Annotated in this window: 16 protein-coding genes; 12 read left to right on the top strand and 4 right to left on the bottom strand. The window is 72.7% G+C overall.

Features of this window, described 5'->3' with window-relative positions; translation table 11 throughout:
- Positions 1-135 precede the first annotated feature (135 nt).
- From rpmE to HNR61_RS14835, 4 genes are all read left to right on the top strand, one after another.
- Positions 136-348 (top strand): 50S ribosomal protein L31, encoded by a 213-nt coding sequence (gene rpmE, locus HNR61_RS14850; RefSeq protein WP_067813822.1) that lies wholly within the window; start codon positions 136-138, stop codon positions 346-348.
- A gap of 120 nt (positions 349-468) precedes the next feature.
- On the top strand, positions 469-1530 hold the full coding sequence (gene prfA / locus HNR61_RS14845; protein WP_182843702.1) for a peptide chain release factor 1: 1062 nt from the start codon (positions 469-471) through the stop codon (positions 1528-1530).
- A complete protein-coding gene (gene prmC, locus HNR61_RS14840) occupies positions 1527-2387 on the top strand; it encodes a peptide chain release factor N(5)-glutamine methyltransferase (protein WP_182843701.1) in 861 nt (286 codons plus the stop codon). Before prfA ends, prmC begins: the two co-directional genes overlap by 4 nt.
- 32 nt (positions 2388-2419) lie before the next feature.
- Positions 2420-3154, top strand: a complete 735-nt coding sequence (locus HNR61_RS14835; protein ID WP_182843700.1) for an L-threonylcarbamoyladenylate synthase — start codon at positions 2420-2422, stop codon at positions 3152-3154.
- Between the two features lie 444 nt (positions 3155-3598).
- On the opposite strand, the gene HNR61_RS14830 is transcribed toward HNR61_RS14835, so the two are convergent.
- From HNR61_RS14830 to HNR61_RS14815, 4 genes are all read right to left on the bottom strand, one after another.
- Positions 3599-4114, bottom strand: coding sequence for a hypothetical protein (locus HNR61_RS14830; protein ID WP_182843699.1), 516 nt, complete (start codon positions 4112-4114; stop codon positions 3599-3601).
- A gap of 274 nt (positions 4115-4388) precedes the next feature.
- Positions 4389-6413 (bottom strand): sensor histidine kinase, encoded by a 2025-nt coding sequence (locus tag HNR61_RS14825; protein WP_182843698.1) that lies wholly within the window; start codon positions 6411-6413, stop codon positions 4389-4391.
- A 17-nt stretch (positions 6414-6430) separates the two neighbouring features.
- Positions 6431-8389 (bottom strand): sensor histidine kinase, encoded by a 1959-nt coding sequence (locus HNR61_RS14820; protein WP_182843697.1) that lies wholly within the window; start codon positions 8387-8389, stop codon positions 6431-6433.
- 22 nt (positions 8390-8411) lie between these two features.
- Positions 8412-8918 (bottom strand): hypothetical protein, encoded by a 507-nt coding sequence (locus tag HNR61_RS14815; protein ID WP_182843696.1) that lies wholly within the window; start codon positions 8916-8918, stop codon positions 8412-8414.
- An 83-nt stretch (positions 8919-9001) separates the two neighbouring features.
- Between HNR61_RS14815 and HNR61_RS14810 the strand changes: the two genes are divergently transcribed.
- The 8 genes from HNR61_RS14810 (at position 9002) to HNR61_RS14775 (ending at position 14966) form a co-directional block, all read left to right on the top strand.
- Positions 9002-10051, top strand: a complete 1050-nt coding sequence (locus HNR61_RS14810; RefSeq protein ID WP_182843695.1) for a DUF2207 domain-containing protein — start codon at positions 9002-9004, stop codon at positions 10049-10051.
- A 94-nt stretch (positions 10052-10145) separates the two neighbouring features.
- The gene (locus HNR61_RS14805; RefSeq protein WP_182843694.1) at positions 10146-11312 is read left to right on the top strand and encodes a glycosyltransferase family 4 protein; all 1167 of its coding nucleotides are present in this window, start codon (positions 10146-10148) and stop codon (positions 11310-11312) included.
- Between the two features lie 260 nt (positions 11313-11572).
- Positions 11573-12001, top strand: coding sequence for a Cg1360 family ATP-synthase-associated protein (locus tag HNR61_RS14800; protein ID WP_182843693.1), 429 nt, complete (start codon positions 11573-11575; stop codon positions 11999-12001).
- A 66-nt stretch (positions 12002-12067) separates the two neighbouring features.
- Positions 12068-12319, top strand: a complete 252-nt coding sequence (locus tag HNR61_RS14795) for an AtpZ/AtpI family protein (RefSeq protein ID WP_083999205.1) — start codon at positions 12068-12070, stop codon at positions 12317-12319.
- A 112-nt stretch (positions 12320-12431) separates the two neighbouring features.
- Positions 12432-13235: a F0F1 ATP synthase subunit A gene (gene atpB / locus HNR61_RS14790; RefSeq protein ID WP_182843692.1), complete on the top strand. Its 804-nt coding sequence runs from the start codon at positions 12432-12434 to the stop codon at positions 13233-13235.
- Between the two features lie 75 nt (positions 13236-13310).
- Positions 13311-13538: an ATP synthase F0 subunit C gene (gene atpE, locus HNR61_RS14785; protein ID WP_182843691.1), complete on the top strand. Its 228-nt coding sequence runs from the start codon at positions 13311-13313 to the stop codon at positions 13536-13538.
- A 40-nt stretch (positions 13539-13578) separates the two neighbouring features.
- Entirely contained in the window at positions 13579-14151 is a 573-nt protein-coding gene (locus HNR61_RS14780; protein ID WP_182843690.1) for a F0F1 ATP synthase subunit B, read from the top strand.
- Positions 14148-14966: a F0F1 ATP synthase subunit delta gene (locus HNR61_RS14775; RefSeq protein ID WP_182843689.1), complete on the top strand. Its 819-nt coding sequence runs from the start codon at positions 14148-14150 to the stop codon at positions 14964-14966. Before HNR61_RS14780 ends, HNR61_RS14775 begins: the two co-directional genes overlap by 4 nt.
- The last annotated feature ends 24 nt before the right edge of the window (positions 14967-14990 follow it).

The following is a 14990-nucleotide window of genomic DNA, read 5'->3' as shown; positions in this document are numbered from 1 at the left end:
CGTTCGGGTATCTGGCACACTTGGTGTGCAACCGCTGTGGTACCGGTTCACGATCCCCGACACGCACACGGCCTGTCACAGGACAGGACCGTGCGTGGGGAGCGCCCGGCGACCGCCCCTAGCGAGGAGACTCTCATGAAGCCCGACATCCACCCGAACTACGTCGTCACCACCGTGACGTGCACGTGCGGGAACACCTTCGAGACCCGCAGCACCGCCGAGAACGGCGTGATCCACGCTGACGTGTGCTCCAACTGCCACCCGTTCTACACGGGCAAGCAGAAGATCCTGGACACCGGCGGCCGGGTGGCGCGCTTCGAGCAGCGCTTCGGCAAGAAGGCCAAGTAGCCCGCGGACAGCACAGGCAGGGACGGCCCGGGGACACCAGCCCACGCGGCAGGCGTCCCCGGGCCGTTCGAAGTCGGAACCGGAGGCCGCACACGGCCGGAGAAGGCCAGGACGTTCATCGTGAATCTCGACGAGCTCATCAGCGAATACGCCGACATCGAGGGGCGGCTCGCCGACCCCTCCGTGCACGCCGACCAGGGGCTGGCGCGCAGGCTCGGCAAGCGCTACTCCGAACTTCGCCCCATCGTCGAGACCTACCGGGAGCTGACCGGCACGAGAGGCGACCTGGCGACGGCGCGCGAGCTGTCCGGTGAGGACCCTGCGTTCGCCGCCGAGGCCACCGACCTGGAGAAGCGCCAGGAGGAGCTGGAGGAGCGGCTGCGGCGCCTGCTGGTGCCCCGCGACCCCAACGACGACAAGGACGTGATCCTCGAGGTCAAGGCGGGCGAGGGCGGCGAGGAGTCGGCGCTGTTCGCCGGCGACCTGCTGCGGATGTACCTGCGGTACGCCGAGCGCCAGGGCTGGAAGACCGAGATCATCGACTCTCACCCCTCCGACCTGGGCGGCTACAAGGACGTCACCGTCGCGGTGAAGTCCAAGGGCGGCGAGGAGGGGGCCTGGCACCGCCTCAAGTACGAGGGCGGCGTGCACCGCGTGCAGCGCGTCCCGGCCACCGAGTCGCAGGGCCGCATCCACACCTCCGCCGTCGGCGTGCTGGTCACGCCCGAGGCCGAGGACGTCGACGTCCAGATCGACCCCAACGACCTGCGGATCGACGTGTACCGCTCGTCCGGGCCCGGCGGGCAGAGCGTGAACACCACCGACTCGGCCGTCCGGATCACCCACCTGCCGACCGGCGTGGTGGTGTCCTGCCAGAACGAGAAGAGCCAGCTCCAGAACAAGGAGCAGGCGCTGCGCATCCTCCGCTCCCGGCTGCTGGCCATCGCGCAGGAGGAGGCCGACGCGGCGGCCGCGGCCGAACGCAAGAGCCAGGTCCGCACCGTCGACCGCTCCGAGCGGGTGCGCACCTACAACTACCCCGAGAACCGCATCTCCGACCACCGCGTCGGCTACAAGGCCTACAACCTCGACCAGGTCCTGGACGGCGACCTGCACAACGTGACCCAGTCCCTGGTCGACGCCGACATGGAACGCCGCCTGGCCGAAGCCCAAGGATCATGAACCTGCTCCTCGACGAGATCGCCAGGGCGACCGCACGGCTGGCCGACGCCGGCGTGGCCTCGCCGCGCACCGACGCCGAGGAACTGGCCGCCGCCGTCCACAGCGTCCCCCGCGGCGAGCTGCACACCGTGCCCGACAGCGCGTTCGACGCCCGGTTCTGGGAGTACGTGGCGCGCCGGGAGGCGGGCGAGCCGCTCCAGCACATCACCGGCCGCGCGTTCTTCCGCTACCTGGAGCTGAAGGTCGGGCCGGGGGTGTTCGTGCCGCGCCCCGAGACCGAGGTGATGGTCGGCTGGACGCTGGAGAAGCTGCGCGACATGGACGTCCAGGATCCCCTGGTGGTGGACCTGGGCACCGGGTCGGCGGCGATCCCGCTGTCGATCGCGCAGGAGATGCCCCGGGCCCGCGTGCACGCGGTGGAGAAGGACCCGACGGCGTTCGTGCACGCCACCCGCAACGTCGAGGAGCTGGACGAACGCGGCCGGGTCCGGCTGCACCTGGACGACTTCGGCACGGCGCTGCCGGAGCTCAACGGCACCGTCGACATGGTGATCAGCAACCCGCCGTACATCCCGATGAGCGAGTGGGAGTACGTGCCGCGCGACGTGCGCGACCACGACCCGGACGCGGCGCTGTGGGGCGGCGGCGACGACGGCCTGAACGCCATCCGCGTGGTGGAGCAGACGGCCCGGCGGCTGCTGCGGCCCGGCGGCTACGTCGCGGTCGAGCACTCCGACCTGCAGGGCAACGCCGTCTACTGGATCTTCGCCGAGGAGAACGGCTGGCGCGACGTGCGCAACCGCCGCGACCTGACCAACCGGGACCGCTTCGTCACGGCACGCCTCGGAACCGACTGACCCGCGCCGACATTCCTGGAAGGATGTCCCTCGTGAGCCGACGCTACGACTGCTCCGACCCGATGGAGCGCACCCGCGGAATCGCCGAGGCGGTCTCGGCGGTGCGGCGCGGCGAGCTGGTCGTGCTGCCGACCGACACCGTCTACGGGGTGGGGGCCGACGCGTTCACCCCGCCCGCCGTGCAGTCCCTGCTGGACGCCAAGGGCCGGGGCCGCGACATGCCGCCGCCCGTGCTGGTGGGCTCGGTGCGCGCCGCGACCGCGCTGGTGGAGGACCTCGGCACCTACGGCCAGGACCTGATGGACGAGTTCTGGCCGGGCGCGCTGACGATCATCTGCCGCGCCAACCGGAACCTGCTGTGGGACCTGGGCGAGACCAGGGGCACCGTGGGCGTCCGGATGCCGATGCACGACCTGGCCGTGGAGCTGCTGAAGGAGACCGGCCCGCTGGCGGTCTCGTCGGCGAACCTGACCGGGCAGCCCGCCGCCCGCACCGCCGAGGAGGCCGAGAAGATGCTCGGCGACTCGGTCTCGGTGTACCTGGACGGCGGCCCGTCCGGCCGCGCCGAGCCGTCCACGATCGTGGACCTGACGGGCGCGGTGCCGCGGCTGCTGCGCGAGGGCGCGATCCCGGCGGACAAGATCCGCGCGGTGGTCGGCGTGCTGCTGACCGACGAGGACGACGAGGACGAGAGGACCGACCAGCCCCTCCCGGACCTCCCCGAGGAGCCCCCGGTCTCCCTCGACAAGAAGGACGACGCGAAATAGGGCGTCCGCGCCGCGGAACCCCCTGAGGCGGGCGGTGCCGCCGCACATGGCGACGCATCGGGGTGCCGCGCGCGGCACCCCGACCGGGTTCGCGCGCCTGGGCGTTGGAACGCGGTGGCGGGCGGCCTGAGGACGACCTCGAACGCGGACCTCGTCGCCCCTGACCTCTCATGGAAGCCCTGCTGGGGCCCACGACGCATCCGGGCGCGGGCCGTCCTGGAGTTCGTGCCGCGCGGGGCCGTTGGACGTTTCAGAACTGAAAGCGGATTTTTCGGGCGCCGCCTATCGGCGTGGATCGGATTCGTGGATCCGAACGGCGGTCGGTTCTTCCCCTCGCCGGGGCCGCCGATGCGGTCTGGTGGTTCGGGGACGCGGAACCCGCGCTTCCCGGAGCGCACAAAGAGCGCCCCACCGAGGTGGTGGGGCGCTCTTCAATTGCGGCTCTTAGCTGAACCAGCGCCAGCCGCCGACAGAGGTGATCTTGAAGCTGCCGTCCCTGCGGGGGTAGCCCTCGCACTCGCGCATGTAGATGCGGCCGCGGTTCGGCGAGTAGACGCGGCCCTTGGCGGCCTTCGTGGTGCCGCCCGGGTGGTACATCAGGGCCCAGCGGACGCCCGCGCCGCCCTTCTTCTGGCCGGCGGTCGGGTGGAAGCGGAAGTCCACGCAGGACCGCTTGCCCTTCCGCACGTCCTTGATGTAGATCTCCACGTTGCGGTAGGTCCGGTTGTTCCTCTTGGACCACCAGTACGAGCCCCAGGCCTGGGTGCCCTTGTGGCCCGACTTGTACAGGCTGAACTTCTTGGCGGCCTTCGCCGAGACACCGCCGACGACGGTGCCTTCCTGGACCTGGGAGCCCGCGACCAGGGTGGCCTTGCTCTCCGCCATGGCGGGGGTAGTGGTAGCGGCCAGGCCCGTGATCAGGGCGCCGGTCGTGATCGCCACGGTGGCGAGACGACGCATATTTCCCTCCAAAGGGGGATCGGTTCTGGGAGAACGCGGAACACCGTAGCAGGAAGATCGCCGGGGCTTATGCGGTTTTTATGCCGCTGGGAGTGCGACAAAATTCGCATCGTTCCGCCCGAACCGGAAAGGATCGGCGTGCGTCGAAGGGGGTTGGCCTCACCCTGCCGGGAGGGGGCGTCGGTCCCGGGCCGCGGTGGGACGGCCGGAAGGTCAATCCCGTGTTCGACCGAAACGCGTCGTCTGTTCCCCCAGCGTGCACCGGAACAAATGATCAAGATAGGGGTGGGGCGGGGGTGTGGGGTTTGTCATAGGGGGGCGCGGTGTCCTCCTGCATCGCGTCCAGCAGGGCGCGCATGTCCATCAGGGCGGCTCTCGCCTCGTCGGCCACCGCTGACAGTGCCGCGGCGGCGTCCTCGGTGGAGCCGGCCAGGCCCGCCTCGGCGGCGCGGACCAGGCGGCTGGTGTGGTCCAGGACCGTGCCGCGCAGGCCCAGGGCGACGCGGTGCCGTTCGGCGAGGACGGCCTCGCCGGTGCGGGCCGCCATCGTCGCCAGGGCGGTGGCCTCCCAGCGGCGGCCCCGGCGGGCGACGGTGCGGCCCCACGCCCAGAACGGCAGCAGCACCAGCAGCCCGAACCCGTACCCGATGAGGATCCCGAACACCAGCACCGGAACGCGTTCCCGGGGCGCGGTCTCGTCGCTGAACGCCAGCAGCACCCCGAACTGCGCCCCCCAGGCCAGGGCCGCGACGAACGGCGCGGGCCAGGTCGGGCGGCCGGACGCGTAGCGGCCGACGGCGTACACCGCGAACATCGCCGCCGGGAGACCGATCATCAGCAGCACGACCAGGTCGAGCGAGTACGGCGCGAGCAGCCCCGCCGCCGCGCAGTCCACCGCCGTCAGGGTCAGCAGCGTCCGGTAGGGGTGGCCGCGCCGCCACCACAGCGGGGCCGCGCGCAGCGTCAGCCCCGCCACCACGGCCGCGCCCCCGGCGAGCGGCCAGCCGCGCAGCACCGCGTCGGGCGGCGCGAACGCCAGCAGCGACGGCAGCGCCGCGCAGAACGCCAGCACGATCCCGTCGACCACCTCCGGCCAGCCGAGCCCGCGCCGCCCGCCCGCCGGGGCGGTGGGCAGCACCGCCTCGACGGCCCAGCCGCCCGCGGGGGTCGGCCCGGCGCTGAGCGTGCCGTGGAACGCCTCCGCGCGCTCGCGCATACCCTCGATGCCCCGGCCTCCGCCGAGGGTCGTGACGGGCGGCTCGTCGGCGGGCGGGGCGTTGACCACCGACACCCGCACCGCGCCGGAGGAGCAGTTCACCTCGACGTTCACGGCCGCGCCCGGTGCGTACCGCAGGGCGTTGGTGAGGGCCTCCTGGACGATCCGGTAGGCGGCGGTCACCACCTGCGGGCGCACCCGCCGGGCGCGGCCCTCGAACGCCAGCGACACCGGCACGCCGAGCCGCGTCAGCCCCTGGCACAGCGGCGGCAGCAGCTCCTCCAGGCCCCCGCCGTCGCTCTCCGGGCCGACCACGTCCACCAGCCGGGTCAGCGCGTCCAGCACGTCGCGGCCGGTGTCGGCGGCGGCCGACAGCGCCTGCCGGGACAGGTCCGGGTCGCCGACGCGGGCGGCGGCGCCGCTGTGCACCACGACCGCGCTGAGGTGGTGCCCGGCGACGTCGTGCAGGTCGCGGGCCAGGCGGTCGCGTTCGGCGGCCGCGGCGGCGCGGCGCTCGGCGTCGGCGGCGGCCAGCTGGGCGGCCAGTTCCCGGCGGCGCGCCTTGTGCTGCCTCCGCACCTGCCCGAGCGCGGCGACGGCGATGTAGAACAGCCCGTTGAACACCTCGTTCATGACGACGTCGCCGGCGCCCTCGCGGTTGGGCAGGTGCATCAGGAACGCCGCCGCCCACGCGGCCAGCGCGCCGAGCACCGCGGCCCGCCGCCCCCGGTGGACCGCCAGCGAGTACAGCGCGACCCCGTCGGCGACGCCGCCGACCAGCGTGTCGGCGCGGCCGATCAGCAGCACCCCGGCGCCGCCGACCAGCACGGTCGCCGCCAGCACCCGCGCCGGGGCCACCCGCCGCCAGATCAGCGCGACGCACGACAGCAGCACGCAGACGGTGGCGACCCTCCACTGCCACTGCGCCAGCGGCCCGCCGCCGCCCTCGTCCAGCGCGGGGACCGCCCGGGTCCCGGCGAGCTGGACGGCGGCCAGCAGCGCGGGCACGGCGAAGTCGGCCGTGCTCGGCCAGCCGGCGCGCGGCGCGTCCCGTTCGGGCATCCCCTCGTTCCGTTCGGTCACGGTTCCCCGTACCGACCCTAAGGCCGCCCGGCGGACCCGGGCTCCTCCATGGCGGCCAGCAGGGCGCGCATCCCGGTCAGCGCCGCGCGCGCCTCGTCGGCGGCCGCCGTCAGCGCCGCCCGCCGGTCGTCGGCGTCCCCGGCCAGGCCCGCCTCAGCGACCCGGACCAGCCGCCCGGTGTGGTCCAGGACGCCGCCGCGCAGGCCCCGCGCGACGCGGTCGCGTTCGGCGAGCACGGCCTGGCCGGTGTGGGCCGCCATGGTCGCCAGCGCCTCGGTCTCCCAGTGGCGGCTGCGGGCGGCGACCAGCCGGCCCCACACCCAGAACGGCAGCAGCGCCACCGTCACCGCCGTCCCCCCGGCCAGCAGCCCGAACAGGAGGGCGGGGGCGAGGCCCGCGCGGGCGTCGGCGGGCTCCACCATCACCAGCCCGAGCACGACCCCCCACGGCGCGGCGGCGAACAGGGCGGCGGGCCAGGTCGGCGCGGTCCGGCCGCCGTAGCAGGCGGCCGAGTACACCGCGACCATCTCCGCGCCGCAGCCGAACATCAGCACCGGCAGCAGTTCCGGCCGCCACAGCGCGGCCGCCGTCCCGCACACCAGCGTCGTCACGGCGAGGGCGGCCACCGCGAGGCGGGGCGCGCGCCGCCGCCACCACAGGGGGGCGGTCCGGGCGGCCAGCGCCGCCGCGACCAGCGGCACGGCCCAGCCGGGGAAGTCCCGCACGAGGGGGTCGGGCGGGGTGAACGCCACCAGCGGCAGCACCGCGCACATCGCGATCGCGGCCGCGTCCAGGGCCTCGTCCCAGCCCGGTCCCCGGCGCGGGCCGCCGCCGGTCGGCAGCGCGGCGGCGACCGTCCAGCCGCCCGCCGCGTCCGGGCCCGCCCGGAGCGTGCCGCCGAGTTCGGTCGCGCGCTCGGCCATCCCGGCCACGCCCCGGCCGGAGCCGAGCCCCGGGGCGGTCCCCCCGCCGGAGGGCGCGTCGTTGGCAACGGTGAGCTCCAGCGAGCCCGGCACGTAGCGGACGGTCACCCGGACCGGCGCCCCGGCCGCGTAGCGCACGGCGTTGGTGAGGGCCTCCTGGACGATCCGGTAGGCCGCGAACCCCACCTCCGGCGGCACCCGCCGGGCCCGGCCCTCCACCTCCAGCGCGACCGGCACCCCGAACTCCGACAGGCCCCGGCACAGCGGAGGCAGCACCGTCCGCAGGTCGCCGTCCACCGACTGCGCGCCCACCACGTCGACCAGGCGGCTGAGCGACTTGAGCACCTCGCGGCCCTTCTCGGCCGCCGCGCCCAGCGCCTGCCGCGCCAGCTCCGGGTCCCCGACGCCCGCGACGGCGCCGCTGTGCACCACGACCGCGCTGAGGTGGTGCCCGGCGACGTCGTGCAGGTCGCGGGCCAGGCGGTGGCGTTCGGCCAGGGCGGCGGCGCGGCGTTCGGCGTCGGCGGCGGCCAGCCGCGCGGCCAGTTCCCGGCGGCGCTCCTTGCGCTGCCGCCGCAACTGCCCGCACGCGACGACCGCCATGTACAGCGCGGCGTCCAGCACCAGCTCGGCCAGCAGGCTCTGCGGACCGTCCCGCACCGGAACGCCGAGCATCAACGCGACCGCGAACGCCGCGCATCCGCCCAGCGTCGCGGTCCGGCGGTCGAGGTGCGCGGCCACCGAGTACAACGCGACCACCTCGACGAGCCCGTAGACGACGGTGTCGGGATGGTCGATCAGCAGCGCGCCCGCGGCCGCGGTGACCAGCACCACGCCGAACACCGGGACGGGCGCCCACCGGCGGAGCACCAGCGCGGCGCACGTCACGGCGACCGTGACGACCGTCGCCGTCCACTGGAAGGAGGTCGGCTCCGCGCCGGGCTCGGCGGCCATGCCCCTCGTCAGCCACAGCAGGATCGTCGCCGCCGCGGCGGGAACGGCGAGATCGGCCACGCGCGGCCAGCTGGTTCCGTCGACGCCCCTCACGGGCATGGAACTATGTCAGGTTCGTCCCTCAGGTGTCGTCCGGAAGGCACGCGGTGGTGCCGTCCAGGGTCATCGTCGGGTGGCGGCCGCCGCGCAGCCGCACCGTCAGCGTCACCTGCGGGACGGCGCGGGTCAGCGTGAACGAGCGGTCGCGGCGCGGCCCGCTCGGCGGGCCCGTCAGCCGGTAGCCGCGCTGCGCCGAGGCGTCCAGCGACAGCGCCGTGGCCTGGTCGATCAGCGCGCGGGGCGGCGCTCCGGACGGCAGCCGCACCTCGGCGCGCAGGGTGCGGCGGGCGAGGCCGTCGCCGCACGGGACGGAGTGGTCGGCCAGGGCGCGGGGCTGCACGCCGAACCGGCGGGCGCTGTGGCCGAGCACCAGCGCGACGTCGGTGCGCAGCCGGACGGCCGACTCCGACAGCACCGGCCCGCGGGCACAGGACGTGACGCAGGTCACCGCGGACACGGCCAGGCATGCGCCGCACGCCAGGGCGCACAGGCACCGGGGTGCGGAAGTGGACTGCGAGGCGGTGGACACGCCACGTAGCCTATGCGGAGAGCGACCGGAAATTACGTAGAGCAATCGGCTTGTTACGCCGGGATTACCGGCGGTGATCGGCGATGCCCCAGAGGTACGGCGGAGGGATGCTCGCGGCGGCGGGAGTCCTACTGGCGACCGTCGTCTTCGGGCTGCCCGCCCGCGCCGACGCGGCCGGGCCGGACACGGCGGGCACGACGGGTACGGTGGGCGCGGGGGACGGGCGGGTCCTGTTCCGCGACAGCGTGCCTACGTTCGACGTGCGGCTCGCGATCGGGTCCGACGCGGTCCTGCGGGTCCGCGAGACCATCACCTACGACTTCACCGCCGACGGCGGGCGCGGCATCATCCGGCGCGTCCCCTACCGCAAGGGGCGGCGGCTGTACGAGGTGCGGAACGTCCGCAGCGGCTCCTCCACCGGCGCGCCCGCCCGCGTCGCCACCCTGCGCATGCCGAACTCCGTGCGCATCAGGGTCGGCGACGAGGGCCGCAAGGTGCGCGGGCGCCAGGCCTACGTGATCGAGTACGAGGTGGCCGGGGCGTTCACCCGTCACCCCGACCGCGACGAGCTGGTGTGGGACGCGGTCGGCGACACCTGGGAGGTGCCGATCGGCGAGGCCGCCGTGCGGGTGGAGGCCCCGGTCCCGCTGCGCAAGGCCGGCTGCCACGCCGGGCGGCCGCCCGCGGTGACCCGCTGCCTGCGGCACCGCGACGGCCCGTTCGCCGTGGACTTCACCCAGACCGGGCTGCGGCCCCGCGAGGGGATGGTCGTGCGGGTGCGGCTGCCGCGCGGCGCGGTCGCCGTCCCGCCGCCGCGCTACGCCCGCCCGCACTGGCGGGGCACCTGGCTCGGGCCGGCCGCGCTGGCGCTCGCGCTGGGCGGGACCGCCCTGGTCGCGCGGCGGCGCGAGCGGATCCGGGAACTCGGGCGGCGGCCCGGGGCGTTGCTGCTCACATCGGGGATCGCCCTGGTGGTCGCCGACGCCGGAACCGAGGTCGTGGCCGACGGGCCCTGGGAGTACGGGGTGGGGGACATGTCCGTGACAGGGATCGCGTTGGGCGTTCTGGGGGCCGCCGTGACCCATGTCCACCGGAGTGGCGCATCGGATAACGCAACGGTCAACGGGCGGTAGGAATAGAGTTGGCCCGACACGGCCGGAGTGAACCGCGACGCGGTCCCCGGACGTCTATCGGATTGAGGTCGTCGACGAGGGGGAGGCAGCGGGAGTGCGGGAGTACCTGCTCACCATTCTGGTCGCCGCCCTCGTGGCCTACCTGCTGACCCCGGCCGTGCGGCGGTTCGCCGTGTGGTTCGGCGCGCAGGCCGCGCCGCGCGACCGCGACGTGCACGTCATCCCGACGCCCCGGCTGGGCGGGCTGGCGATGTTCGGCGGCATGGTCGCGGCGCTGGTGGTCGCCACGGGGCTGCCGGAGATGCGCAAGGTGCTGGCCTCCGCCGACGTCAACGTCGGCAAGGCGCTGCTGCTGTCGGGCGGCCTGATCGTGCTGGTCGGCATCGCCGACGACCGCTGGGGCGTGGACGCCCTCACCAAGTTCGCCGGGCAGGTCGCCGCGGCGGGCATCCTGATCATGCAGGGCGTGCAGCTCTACGTGATCCCGATGCCCAACGGCGAGCCGCTGTCGCTGCCGCCCTCCTACGGCGTCCCGCTGACGGTGCTGGTGGTGGTCGCCACGATCAACGCGGTGAACTTCATCGACGGCCTGGACGGCCTGGCCGCCGGGGTCGTCGGGATCGCCGCGCTGGCGCTGTTCTCCTACGCCTACCTGCTGTCGAAGTCCAACGGCCTGACCACGCTGGACGGCGCGACGCTGACCGCCGCGATCCTGGTCGGCATGTGCGCGGGCTTCCTGCCGCACAACTTCAACCCCGCCCGCATCTTCATGGGCGACACCGGCTCGATGCTGATCGGGCTGCTGCTGAGCTCCTCCACGATCCTGCTCACCGGCAACTTCGACCCGACGCTGCTCGGCGAGTACGGGCTGTTCCCCTTCTGGGTGCCGCTGCTGCTGGTCCCGGCCGTCGCGGCGGTGCCGTTCCTGGACATGCTGCTGGCGGTGTGGCGGCGCACCAACCAGGGGATGTCGCCGTTCGCGCCGGACAAGCTGCACCTGCACCACCGGCTGCTGGAACTCGGCCACTCGCACCGCCGCGCCGTGCTGATCATGTACTTCTGGGTGTCGCTGCTGGCCGCCGGGCTGGTCGGCATGGCGGCGGTGCCCTCCACGACGCTGGTGGCCGGGGGCACCCTGACGGTCGGGGTCGTCGGGATCGTGCTGATGGTCGCGCTCCCGCGCATGGCGGCCCGCCGCGCCGCGCCGGACGTGGCCCCCCAGCCCGTTCCCCCGGTGCCGCGTTCCCACGAACCGGTCTGAGGACCCCCGACCGGCGGGTAACCTCTTCGCCGTGTCCCCGGGCCGTAACGCGCGCGCGTCACGGCCCGTTCTCCGGAACCCGTTCGTTGACCTGGGCTACAGTCCGTGATGCGAACCATGCCGGGCGGTGACGGTGACGGCGTGGATAGGGACGCGGGCCCCGTTCCCGTTACATCAAGGGTAATTGCGGGCGTTCTGGACGCTTGTGATACCTTTCACTAGCAAGGGACGAACACTGAACGTGACCAGCCGGAGCCCACATGCATTCGACTGACGCCCGGATCCTCCGCGGCGCCGCGCTCCCCTCCGGTCTCGCCGGCATCGTGGCCCTCGTGGTCGGACTGGTGCTCGCGGGGTCCAAGGGGATGCTGGGTGCCGCGCTCGGCACGATCACCGTGCTCGCCTTCTTCACCATCAGCGTCGTCGCGGTGAGCTACGCCTCCAAGATCTCGCCGCAGATGATGTTCGCCGCCGCCGTGTTCAGCTACCTCACCAAACTGCTGGTGATGTTCGCGCTGATCGCCGCGTTCAAGGACGCCACGGCCTGGAACCCCAAGGTGTTCGCCTACACCGTGATCGCGCTGACCCTCGTCTGGATCGGCGCCGAGATCCGTGCCTCGCTGAAGGTCAAGACGCTCTACGTCGACCCGGCCGAGGACGTCAAGACCACCGCCGACCGGAGTCCGTGATGACGGTCCGGTCACGGAGGTCCGCAATGGACTACTCCAATATGACCATCAGGGGGGTGGCCTGCTATGGTCCGTCCTGCGATGAGCGAGGAGGGGCACCGGCCCGACGATCCGGGGTCCGACGAGTCGGACCACCGAGGCTTCGCCAACGCCGCCTGGTCCATCCCCAGCTACATCCTCAGCGGGATGGCGGTCTACGGCGGCCTAGGCTGGCTGCTGGATCGCTGGCTGGGCACCTCGGCGCTGCTCCCCATCGGAGTTCTGGTGGGCCTTGCTCTAGCGCTCTACCTGGTCTACCACCGCTACGGTCGCTCCTGACGCGACGGGCGGCACGGACCGGCACCGACTTCGGAATGCCCCTGCGGCCCTCGGGCACGCATTCGATGTACCACCGACTGACCTGCAGAGTCACTGACGAAGGGACTGCCGCGTGAGCGCGCGACTCCTCGCCTCTGGGAGCGGAGATGAGTTCGAGGCCCCAGGTCTCCATATCTTCGACTGGAAGCCGATCTTCGAAGGTCAGGCGGGGCTGGCGTGGCTGACCAAGCCGACCCTCATCGTCATCCTGGCCGCGCTGGCCGTCATCCTGTTCGCCTGGCGCGCGTTCGGCAACCCCAAGCTGGTACCCCGGGGCATCCAGAACGTCGGTGAGGTCGCCTACCTGCTGGTCCGCGACCAGGTCGCGCGGCCGATGCTGGGCAAGGACGGCGACAGGTGGATGCCGTTCCTGTTCTCGACGTTCTTCTTCGTCCTGTTCATGAACTACGCGGGCGTCATCCCGGTGCTGCAGCTCCCGGCGACCTCGCACATCGCCATCCCGATCGTGCTGGCGCTGGCCGTCTACGGAATGATGCTCTTCCTCGGCATCAAGCACCAGGGCCTGGTCGGCTACTTCAAGAACGTCATGTTCCCGCCCGGCCTGCCCAAGGCGCTGTACGTCATCCTCGCGCCGATCGAGTTCCTGTCGACGATTATTCTGCGACCGTTCACGCACGCCGTCCGACTGTTCGCGAACATGTTCGCGGGCCACCTGCTGATCGCGTTCTTCGCGACCGTCGCCTGGTGGTTCCTGGCCGAGAAGCTCACCCCGCTGGGTGCGGGTGTCGGCGTCGTCGGCTTCGTCATGACCATCGTCATGACCGCCTTTGAGATCTTCGTGCAGAGCCTGCAGGCCTTCATCTTCACCCTGCTGGCCGCGAGCTACATCAACAGCTCGCTGCACGCTGACCACTGATAGACCAACCACACCCGCTAGCAACCCTCCGGTGGGAAGAACGCCCCACCGGTCGAGTGAAAAGGAAAAGTGCGAATGTCCGCCACTCTCGCCGCTGTCGAAGGCAACCTCGGCTCCATCGCGTACGGTCTGGCTGCCATCGGCCCCGGTATTGGCGTGGGCATCATCTTCGGTCAGGGCGTTCAGGCCATCGCCCGCCAGCCGGAGCTGACCAACGTCATCCGCCAGAACATGCTGCTGGGCTTCGCTCTCACCGAGGCGCTGGCGCTCATCGGTTTCGTCGTGCCCTTCGTGCACCAGTAACCGACTCCTTCCCACTACATAAGAGGAAGGCGGAACCCTCATGACGAACCTGCTGGCCGCGTCCGTCGCGGCCCAGGAGGGACAGCAGCACTACAGCCCGCTGGCCCCGGAGCCGGCCGAGCTGGTCGTCGGCACGATCGCGTTCCTGATCGTGCTGGCCCTGGTCGGTTGGAAGCTCGTTCCGGCGATCCGCAAGACGCTGGAGGAGCGCACCGAGGCCATCGAGGGCGGTCTCAAGAAGGCCGAGGACGCCCAGGCCGAGGCGCAGGCGCTGCTCGCCAAGTACAACGAGCAGCTCAAGGAGGCCCGGCACGAGGCCTCCCGCCTGCGCGAGGAGGCCCGCGAGCAGGGCGCTGCGATCATCGCTGAGATGAAGGAGCAGGCCCAGGCCGAGGCCCGGCGCATCACCGAGGCCGCGCAGACGCAGATCGAGGCCGAGCGGCAGCAGGCGCTGCAGTCGCTGCGCGCCGAGATCGGCGCGCTGTCGGTCGAGCTGGCCGGCCGCGTGGTCGGCGAGTCCCTGGAGGACAGCGCCCGGCAGAGCCGCGTCGTCGACCGGTTCCTCGAGGAACTCGAGGAGCGCGCTCGTACGCAGGAGCAGATCACATCATGACCATCACGGGAGCGGTGAGCAGGGCGTCGCTGGCCGAGGCCAGGGAACGGCTGGAGGCGGTCCTTCCGCAGGCCGACCTGGACACGCTGGGCGGCGACCTGTTCGCGGTGCTGCACCTGATCGACCGCGAGCACGGCCTGCGACGGGCGGTCTCCGACCCGTCCCGGGACGGCGCCGACAAGGCGCGGCTCGTCCAGGTCCTGCTCGAGGGCAAGGTCTCGCCGGCCGCTCTCGAGCTGGTCGCCGACGTCGTGCGACTGCGCTGGTCCAAGCCGTCGGAGCTGGCGGACGCGGTGGAGGTCCTCGCGGTCACCGCCGAGTCCGCGCGCGCCGAGGGGCAGGGTCGGCTGGACGACCTGGAGGACGAGCTGTTCCGGTTCTCCCGGGTCGTCGAGGGCGAGCCGCAGCTGCGCGGCGCGCTGTCGGGCCCGGGCCTGCCGGACGAGCGCAAGCTGGGGCTGGTGACCGAGCTGCTGGAGGGCAAGGTCACCCCGTCGGCGCTCACGCTGATCACCGAGCTGGCGCTCCGTCCGCGAGGACGTAGCCTGGAAGGTGGGCTCGCCGAGTACGGCCGTCTGGTGGCGCAGCGCCGCCAGCGCCTGGTCGCGCTCGTACGCACCCCGGTGGAACTGAGCGAGCAGCAGCGCACCCGGCTGGCCGCGGTGCTCGCCGCGGCCTACGGGCACGAAGTACACCTGAACATCGAGCTCGACCCCGGCACGATCGGCGGCCTGTCGATCCAGATCGGGGACGAGATCATCGACGGCACGATCGCCGGACGGCTGGACGACGTCCGCCGGCGGCTCGCGAGCTGACCAAGCCGACGAGCTGACCCCAAA

This window comes from Actinomadura kijaniata (assembly GCF_014138665.1).
Lineage (GTDB): Bacteria > Actinomycetota > Actinomycetes > Streptosporangiales > Streptosporangiaceae > Spirillospora > Spirillospora kijaniata.
This window is presented reverse-complemented; position numbering and strand designations above follow the sequence as displayed.

Excerpts from the sequence above, each read along its gene's own strand:
- prmC (WP_182843701.1), top strand. The coding sequence starts at position 1,527 with ATGAACCTGCTCCTCGACGAGATCGCCAGGGCGACCGCACGGCTGGCC.
- HNR61_RS14820 (WP_182843697.1), bottom strand. The coding sequence starts at position 8,389 with ATGCCCGTGAGGGGCGTCGACGGAACCAGCTGGCCGCGCGTGGCCGAT.
- HNR61_RS14780 (WP_182843690.1), top strand. The coding sequence starts at position 13,579 with ATGACGAACCTGCTGGCCGCGTCCGTCGCGGCCCAGGAGGGACAGCAG.
- HNR61_RS14810 (WP_182843695.1), top strand. The coding sequence starts at position 9,002 with ATGCCCCAGAGGTACGGCGGAGGGATGCTCGCGGCGGCGGGAGTCCTA.
- HNR61_RS14795 (WP_083999205.1), top strand. The coding sequence starts at position 12,068 with ATGGTCCGTCCTGCGATGAGCGAGGAGGGGCACCGGCCCGACGATCCG.
- HNR61_RS14800 (WP_182843693.1), top strand. The coding sequence starts at position 11,573 with ATGCATTCGACTGACGCCCGGATCCTCCGCGGCGCCGCGCTCCCCTCC.
- HNR61_RS14830 (WP_182843699.1), bottom strand. The coding sequence starts at position 4,114 with ATGCGTCGTCTCGCCACCGTGGCGATCACGACCGGCGCCCTGATCACG.
- HNR61_RS14775 (WP_182843689.1), top strand. The coding sequence starts at position 14,148 with ATGACCATCACGGGAGCGGTGAGCAGGGCGTCGCTGGCCGAGGCCAGG.
- atpE (WP_182843691.1), top strand. The coding sequence starts at position 13,311 with ATGTCCGCCACTCTCGCCGCTGTCGAAGGCAACCTCGGCTCCATCGCG.
- rpmE (WP_067813822.1), top strand. The coding sequence starts at position 136 with ATGAAGCCCGACATCCACCCGAACTACGTCGTCACCACCGTGACGTGC.